General features: G+C 32.2%; 5 protein-coding genes. 3 read left to right on the plus strand and 2 right to left on the minus strand.

What is annotated here, in order from left to right:
• Window positions 1–25 precede the first annotated feature (25 nt).
• Window positions 26–2,320, plus strand: coding sequence for a M1 family metallopeptidase (locus ACVC2P_RS20405; protein WP_452600283.1), 2,295 nt, complete (start codon window positions 26–28; stop codon window positions 2,318–2,320).
• Window positions 2,321–2,585: 265 nt separating this feature from the next.
• Window positions 2,586–5,042 (plus strand): sodium-translocating pyrophosphatase, encoded by a 2,457-nt coding sequence (locus tag ACVC2P_RS20410; RefSeq protein WP_452600279.1) that lies wholly within the window; start codon window positions 2,586–2,588, stop codon window positions 5,040–5,042.
• An 89-nt stretch (window positions 5,043–5,131) separates the two neighbouring features.
• Here ACVC2P_RS20410 and ACVC2P_RS20415 read toward each other — a convergent pair whose 3' ends face one another.
• Entirely contained in the window at window positions 5,132–7,615 is a 2,484-nt protein-coding gene (locus ACVC2P_RS20415; RefSeq protein WP_452600280.1) for a hypothetical protein, read from the minus strand.
• Between the two features lie 154 nt (window positions 7,616–7,769).
• On the opposite strand from ACVC2P_RS20415, the gene ACVC2P_RS20420 reads away from it, so the two are divergent.
• The gene (locus ACVC2P_RS20420) at window positions 7,770–8,771 is read left to right on the plus strand and encodes an App1 family protein (RefSeq protein WP_452600281.1); all 1,002 of its coding nucleotides are present in this window, start codon (window positions 7,770–7,772) and stop codon (window positions 8,769–8,771) included.
• A 1-nt stretch (window position 8,772) separates the two neighbouring features.
• On the opposite strand, the gene ACVC2P_RS20425 is transcribed toward ACVC2P_RS20420, so the two are convergent.
• On the minus strand, window positions 8,773–9,299 hold a 527-nt coding region (locus tag ACVC2P_RS20425; protein ID WP_452600282.1), incomplete at its 5' end, for a deoxynucleoside kinase.

A 9,299-nucleotide genomic window follows, 5' to 3' on the forward strand; every position in this document is an offset into this window, starting at 1 on the left:
TTTCAAAAAACAACAATTTTTAAAGATGACTAAATTTAAGTATTATTTTCTTTCACTTATGTTTGTTTCTTTTGGAGCATTCGCCCAACAAGAAAATGCCGAAAAACAGCAAGGGCACACAAACAACAACAAGTTTAAACAGTTGTATGATGAGTTCTCAACGCCAAATATGTATCGTTCTGCATCAGGAGCACCAGGAGCAGCCTATTACCAACAACAAGCAGATTATAAAATGGATCTTGAGCTTGATGATGTAAATGCAAAACTTTCTGGAAACGAAACAATTACTTATACCAATAACTCACCAGACGCATTAAAATATCTTTGGGTACAATTAGACCAAAATATGAGAGCAAAGGATTCCAAAACACCTTTAATTCAAAGTAGTGGAATTTCGCCAGCACAACAAGCATCTACATTTGTAAACAGTTACATGGCAGAAAAGTTTGATGGAGGTTTCAATATACAAGAAGTAAAAGACGCTAATGGAAAGCCTTTACCACACATGATTAATAGAACCATGATGCGTGTAGAGTTACCAAAAGCTTTAAAAACAGGAGAGAAATTCTCTTTCTCAATTAAATGGTGGTACAATATTAACGATCACGTTAATGGAAGAGGCCGTTCAGGATATGAGTATTTCCCAGATTCAGATAACAGAAACTACGTTATAGCACAGTTTTACCCTAGAATGGCAGTGTATAATGATGTAGAAGGATGGCAAAACTCTCAATTCTGGGGACGTGATGAGTTCGCTTTACCATTTGGAAATTTTGAAGTAAATATTACCGTACCTGCAGACCACATATTAGATGGAACAGGAAAGTTAATGAATAGAAAAGAAGTCTTCTCTAAAGAGATGATGAAGCGTTACAATAAGGCTAAAAAATCATTTAATGAGCCAGTAATAATAGTAACACAAAAAGAAGCAGAAAAGAAAGAAAAAACAAAATCTACAAAAAAGAAAACATGGAAGCTTTATGCTGAGAATGTGCGTGATTTTGGTTTTGCAACATCTAGAAAGTACATCTGGGATATGATGGCTGTTAAAATAGGAGGAAAAGATGTAATGGCTGTTTCATTATATTCTAAAGAAGGAAACCCACTATGGGAGAAATGGTCTACTAAAGCAGTAGCAAGTACATTAAAATCATACTCTCGTATGACGTTCGATTACCCTTACCATAAAGCAATATCAGTGCACGCTAAGCAACAAGGAATGGAGTATCCAATGATCTGTTGGAATTATGGTCGTCCAGATAAAGAAGGAAACTACAGCGATAGAACAAAATTTGGAATGATGAGTGTAATTATACACGAAGTTGGACACAACTTCTTTCCAATGATTGTAAATAGTGATGAGCGTCAATGGACATGGATGGACGAAGGATTAAACACTTTTGTACAGTATGTTGCAGAGCAAGATTTTGGAAAATGGTACCCAGATGCTTTATCACCTGGTCAAACAGCATATCCATCACGTCGTGGTCCAGCTGCAAAAATTGTAAATTATATGGGAGGCGATCAAAATTATATTGCACCTATTATGACTAAAGGTTTAAATACATACCAATTTGGTAACAATGCCTACGGTAAACCAGGAACAGCATTAAATATATTACGTGAAACTGTAATGGGACCAGAATTATTTGATTACGCTTTTAGAGAATATGCACAACGTTGGATGTTTAAACACCCAACACCAGAAGACTTTTTCCGTACAATGGAAGATGCATCTGCATTCGATTTAGATTGGTTTTGGAGAGGATGGTTCTACACTACAGATTATGTAGACATAGGAATAAAAAATGTTAGAAAATTTTATGTAACAACGACTCCTAATAAAAGGGGGAGTGCAATGGCGACTCGTTTTGGGATTGATAAAAATAGTTTAGTATACTTTGTTGAAGAAGGTAGCGAGGAATATAAAGAAGAGATGAAGAAAGGAAATATCTCAAGTAAATCTAAGCCGCTTAAAGAGTATTTAATGGACAATTTTACTCCACAAGAAAGAGCTAAAATGAAAGAACCTAAATATTTTTATAATGTAACATTCGAAAAACCAGGAGGTTTAGTAATGCCAATTATTGTAGAATATACTTATGCAGACGGAACATCTAAAACAGAAAAGTACCCAGCTCAAATTTGGAGACTTAACGATAAGCAAACAACTAAAGCAATAGCTTCAGATAAAGAAATTGTAAGTATTAAAGTAGACCCTAAATTAGAAACTGCAGACGTAGATACATCAAACAACTCTTGGCCGAAAGAAATGAAGCAAAGTAAATTTGATAAATTTAAAAATGAAGTGAAAAACTAAATTTTAGACATACTTTATTAAAATAGTAAAACCTACTCTAATTTAAGAGTAGGTTTTTTTATGGTTTAAACAGAAGTAAATCAATGGTTTATAATAACGAGGTTTTTTAAAAGGTTTAATGTCTTGAAAATCAATAATAGTGCGATTTTGCGTTATTAAATTGTTGTTTTTTTTATTAAAAAAATGTCACTTTCAAAATATTTTTTACTTAACACTGAATTTATTACATTAGCGTTCATTAAGAAACTAATCAAACAAAAATAATATGGAATCAATAATGATTTATGTGCCAATTATATTGGCAGTATTAGGTTTAATTTACATGCTTATTAAACGCTCTTGGGTAATGAAGCAGGATGCAGGAGATGGTAAGATGAAAGAAATTTCAGATCACATATACGTAGGAGCTCTTGCCTTCTTGAAAGCAGAATATAAACTACTTACATTTTTTGTGATAGGAGCAAGTATAGCTTTAGCGGGAGTAGCTACTGTAGTAGACTCTACAAGTTATCTAATTATAGTAGCATTTATTATTGGAGCTGTTTTTTCTGCAGTAGCAGGTAATATAGGAATGAGAATAGCAACGAAAACAAATGTAAGAACAACACAAGCTGCAAAAACAAGTTTACCTAAAGCATTAAATATCTCTTTTGGAGGAGGTACAGTAATGGGGTTAGGTGTTGCAGGTTTAGCAGTATTAGGTTTAACAGCTTTCTTTATACTATTCTACCAAATGTTTATGGGCGGAGAGTGGACAAATACTACAGACATGACACTAGTGTTAGAAACATTAGCAGGGTTCTCTCTTGGAGCAGAATCTATTGCTTTATTTGCGCGTGTAGGAGGAGGAATCTACACTAAAGCAGCAGATGTTGGAGCCGATTTAGTAGGTAAAGTAGAAGCAGGAATTCCAGAAGATGATCCAAGAAACCCAGCAACAATTGCAGATAACGTAGGAGATAACGTAGGAGATGTTGCAGGAATGGGAGCCGATTTATTTGGTTCGTACGTAGCAACAGTACTAGCAGCAATGGTTCTTGGTAACTACATTATAAAAGATATGGGAGGAGCCATAGAGGGTGCTTTTGGAGGAATTGGCCCAATTTTATTGCCAATGACAATTGCAGGAGTAGGAATTATAATCTCTATTATTGGTACTTTTTTAGTGAAAATATCATCTAACGATGCAAAAGAAGCACAAGTACAGAAGGCACTTAATATTGGAAACTGGACTTCTATAGCATTAGTTGCTATTGCTTGTTATGGCCTAGTTACATGGATGCTTCCAGAAACTATGAAAATGGAATTTTTTGGAGAAGGCTTACAAGATATTTCTTCTATGAGGGTGTTTTATGCAACACTAGTAGGGTTAGTAGTAGGAGCAGCGATTTCATCATTTACAGAATACTATACAGGCTTAGGTAAAAAGCCTATTTTAAATATTGTACAACAATCTAGCACAGGAGCCGCAACAAATATTATAGCAGGTTTAGCAACAGGAATGATTTCTACATTCAGTTCCGTTTTATTATTTGCTATCGCCATTTGGGCTTCATATGCATTTGCAGGATTTTATGGAGTAGCTATGGCGGCATCAGCAATGATGGCAACAACAGCAATGCAATTAGCTATTGATGCTTTTGGACCTATAGCCGATAACGCAGGAGGTATTGCAGAAATGAGTGAGCAAGAACCAATTGTAAGAGAACGTACAGATATATTAGACTCAGTTGGGAATACAACAGCAGCAACAGGAAAAGGATTTGCTATTGCATCTGCAGCATTAACAGCATTAGCATTATTTGCAGCTTATGTAACCTTTACAGATATCGATGGAATAAACATTTTTAAAGCACCAGTATTAGCAATGCTTTTTGTTGGTGGTATGGTGCCAGTAGTATTTTCTGCATTAGCAATGAGTTCTGTAGGTAAAGCAGCTATGGAGATGGTAGAAGAAGTAAGACGACAGTTTAAAGAGATTCCTGGAATTATGGAAGGAACAGGAAAACCAGAATACGATAAGTGTGTAGATATTTCTACTAAAGCCTCTTTAAAACAAATGCTATTACCAGGAATATTAACTATAGGTTTTCCTATTGTTATTGTTTTAATAGGAGTTTTAATCTACCCAGAAAACCATAAGCTTGTTGCAGAGATGTTAGGAGGTTATATGGCAGGAGTTACCGTAAGTGGAGTGTTATGGGCTATTTTCCAGAATAATGCAGGAGGAGCTTGGGATAATGCTAAAAAGTCGTTTGAAGCTGGAGTAGAAATTAATGGAGAAATGACGTACAAAGGATCGGATGCGCACAAGGCCGCTGTTACGGGAGATACTGTAGGAGACCCTTTTAAAGATACATCAGGGCCATCTATGAATATTTTAATTAAACTAACCTGTTTAATTGGATTAGTAATAGCGCCTATTTTAGGAGGGCATACAGAGGAAGGTGTCGCAATGTTAGAAAATAATATAGATATTACACAAACGATTTCTACTGAAATTAATGATGTTACAAAAAATGCAAAAGCAATTGTGACTACAGTAATTGTTGAAAATGGCGTTGAAAGTACTAAAAAAGAAGTTATAGAAGGGACTTTAGAAGACGTTAATAAGAAAATTGAAGCAATGAAAGGAGAAGGTGTACATGGTAAAAACCATTTTGAATTAGATAGCTCAAAAGGAGAAAAAAGAAAGACAGTAGAAATAATAGTGAAAGAATAATTTTTAGTTATTCCTTTATAAATATTCAATTCTTAAAAACCACGCTGAATAGGCGTGGTTTTTTTATTAATTAGTCTTAGATGTATAATTTAAGAAGAATACAGTTTCATCTTTAAATCTTCAAAAGTATCCGAAAGATAAAAAGAACACAAACTCCTTATTCTAATAATAAGCTCTTGATAAAGGAAACTCCCATCATCATTTTTTCGTTCTAAAACATTAAGTAAACCATAATCTTTAATAGTATCAAGCTCTTTTTCAAGTAAGTTAGAGCTTAATATAATTCCCTTTATTGCAGCCTGCAAGTCATTACAAAAAAGTAGGGCAACTTTGTCAGCTATAATTTCCATTAATCTAGAAGTAATCAATAGATTTTGCGATTTACTTTCATCGCTTTCAGCTTTACTAATTAAACTAATGTTTAATCTTTCGCTTACATCTAGAATATTTTGGCCTTTTTCGGCAATATTTGTAGCCTTTTCTACACTTTTAATAATCTTTGTGTACTTATCAACGTTAGAAAGGTTGCCAAGTAAATTTCCAATGCTTCCAGCAAAAGGAATAATACTTAATACCGTAGTTAGGAAAGAAAAACCTTTTTCTGCAGCACCACGCCAAACATCTGTAGATGTTATTTTAGTATGTTCAAAATAAATATGAGCCAACTCTGTAGCGACTAAAAACTTAAGTTCGTTATTGTTTAATTGATGTTTACTATTAACCTCAATAAAATCAACACCAATAATTAAATACGGCGGACTACCTTCAACACCAATAATAGTATTAGAATAATTAGCCCTTCCTATATAACACTCAGGCGTACTTATGCTAAGCGCATAGCACATGTTGGTTATTATTTTATAAACTTCAGGGTAATTTGTAGCAGTTAATTTATCGGAAAAAGAAATAACTGCATCATAATTAGGAGATTGTATTGATGCAATGTAACTATTTAACGAATCGAAAAAACCAGTAGCATATTTAAAACATTCAGGAACAACATCCTTTAAAATATCATTTTTTATTAAACGCTTATAATGCGCTTTGGTGTACTTTACATAATGATACTGTAATTCTTTAAGTTGTAAGCTATATTCTATATCCAGCGCTTTTTGTTTAGTTTCATTACTAGCATGCAAGGCTTGTAATCTGTAGTTTAAAAGCGGCTGTAATTGTGCTAGTTTTAGGTCGGTATCTATAGTATTTACATGTTGTTTCTTTTGCCAGCTTAAAATAGCCTCTAAAAGCGTTATTTTTAATTGCTGTCCGCCTTCACCTTGTAATATATTTGTAGTATTGGTTGGTAATAAATCTATAATACTATCGTCGGGGAGTGTTTCGTAAATACCCTTATAAATATATATAGCACCTTCATAGCGCTCAGCTTTAGCTAATAATTTGCCGTAGGTTAAATTAAATTCAAACAAAAGCTCTTCTTTATTTTCCTCTTTTAAAAACTGAAATTTAAAATAATCGTAAAAAGCAATAGTATGCTTTACAGCTGTAGTCTCTTTTAACTCTAATAAAAGTTTAAATAATTTATATTGCTCTTTATAATTAATATCCCAATCAATACAAATTTGAATTAAGTCCTTTCCAAAAGATGGCGTAGTCTCACTAAAAGATTTAAATACAGAAAGTAATGTTGCTGTATATTCTTTTTTTATTTGAAAAGATTTTAGATATCTAATGCATTGGCTCTTTAAATCATTAATAGTACTTGAAGACGTTTTATGAGCAATAGCATAACAAGTTGAAGCTAAGCCTACAACTTTGGCCTTCGCTTTAGAGTCCTTAAGAATACAATCTGCAAAAATGACAATGCGGGATTCCTTTGTTAACACTACAGGAAATAAGGCTGCATATAAGGAATCATTCATAAAATCTGTATAAAACGAAAAGGCTTTACCTTCTATAAGATCTTTTCCCCTTTTTTCGTGTAAAACTATGTTTTCATTAGAAATGTCTATAATCTGCATTGTATTATCGTTGTTTCCAATAAGTAAAACCCTAAACGATGTAATTATAAAGTGCCAAGTATAACCTTTAGAATTCACCGTAGCATCATTAAATAATATAGAGTTTATATTGAGAATGCTTAAAACCTGTTCATTATTATAAAGTTGATGAAAAATATAATTTTTTGTAAAAGCATTAATATACTGGATGTAGGGGAGCTTTTCACTATTATGCAAAGCATATAAACCATCATCTTGAAGGTTTAATATATAGTGTTGTATAGCAATAAAAACAGGATTCTTTTTAATATCTGTTTTAGAGTGATTACTAGTTTCTATGTAAGTATCTAGTTTTATAGATAGGGCTTCTTCGGTAACATGTAAAATAGTTTCTTTTTTTATAAACTGAAGTCTAGTAGCCTTAATTGTATCTTTTCCTTCTTTAATGTCATAATCTAAAATAAGTCTGTTTGGAGTTGTATTACACTTATAAAGTGTAGTACCTATATAAGGAATATCTGCATTTATAATAGATTTTAAGTCTTTTAAACTAAATTTAGGAGTAATAAAAATTGGCGCTGAGTTTGAAGCTGTTTTTTTTAAAAGATTAAGCATAAATAGCAGTTAAATTTAGAAAGCATAAATTATTTAAAATATAATAGATATAAAAGAATAACATGAAAATTGTTTTACTATATATATTTGTATAGATTTACTTCTCGTTTACATTACTACTCAGTAAAAATAAAAAGAGCACTAAAAAAGAAATATGTCGATTTTTAAGAAAGACCCACTACAAATTATAGCATTTAATAGCTACGGCAGTGATATGTTTTTTTATTTGCGAGGTAGAGCTTTAGAAGACGAATCTATAGATTTAGAAGATAAAAGTTGGTTTAGGCTTATAGTAAATACATGGAAGCGTTTTGAGTCTGATGAAATTAGAAACACTCCTTTAGATATTATATTACCTAATGGAAAGGTTATAAAGACAAAAACAAATTATAAGGGCTACTTTAAAGTTAAAGCCGAATTAAAAGACCTAACAAAATATACTAATAGCGAAGGCTGGCTAACGTTTCATATTTCATATAGTGATATAGATATAAAGCGAAAAATTCAAAACAATAATAAGTTTCCTGCAGAAATTTTAATTCCATCTAAAGCCGCTCAATTTGGAGTTGTAAGCGATATAGATGATACCATACTGTATACAGGTGTTGCTTCTACACTAAAATGGAGATTGTTATTTAATACCTTTTTTAAAGCTGCTAAAAATAGATTGCCCCTAGAAGGTGCTGCCGAATTTTATCACCAATTGCATCAAGGTAAAACGGGTAATGAAAGGAATCCTATTTTTTATGTAAGTCATAGTCCTTGGAATTTGTATAGGTATTTAGAATTGTTTTTAAAACAAAATAATTTTCCTAAAGGACCTATTTTATTAAGAAGTTTTGGAGATATTTTAAAACGTAAATCTAATGTTAAGATCCCTAGAAAACAAAAAGAAATATTAAACTTATTAGAAATGTACCCTAAGCTTCCTTTTATACTAATAGGAGATAGTGGAGAACACGATCTAGATATTTATATTGAAATTGCAGAACGCTTTCCTAATAGAATTAAAGCTATTTATTTAAGAAGTGTTAACCACAAAAAGAAACTACTTAGAGTAAAAAGTTTGTTAGGTAATTATAAAGCAACACCAGCATTATTGGTTGAAAGTAGCGAACAGGCTATTGCACATGCAAAGAAAAATGGTTTTATATAATCTAGAAAAGGCCGTTAATTTCGGCATCTATTTTGTTAATAATACTACCTAAATCTTCAGGATTAGATACAAAATCTAGATTATCAACATCAATAACTAACAAATTACCTTTATTATAACCAGTAATCCATGCTTCGTAACGCTCATTTAAACGACTTAAATAATCGATGCTTATTGAGTTTTCATAATCACGACCACGCTTATGAATTTGCGATACTAAGTTAGAAATAGAGCTTCTTAAGTAAATTAATAAATCTGGACCTTGTACAAATCCTTCCATTAAATCAAAAAGAGATTTATAATTCTCAAAATCACGATTTGTCATTAAGCCCATAGCATGTAAGTTTGGAGCAAAAATATGGGCATCTTCATAAATAGTACGATCTTGTATAATATCTTTACCACTTTCACGTATTTGCGAGACTTGACGAAAACGACTATTTAAAAAGTAAACCTGTAGGTTAAAACTCCAACGCTCCATTTGGTTATAGAAATCGTCTAAGTAAGGATTATCTACTACATCTTCTA

It is taken from the genome of Pontimicrobium sp. MEBiC01747, assembly GCF_053601635.1.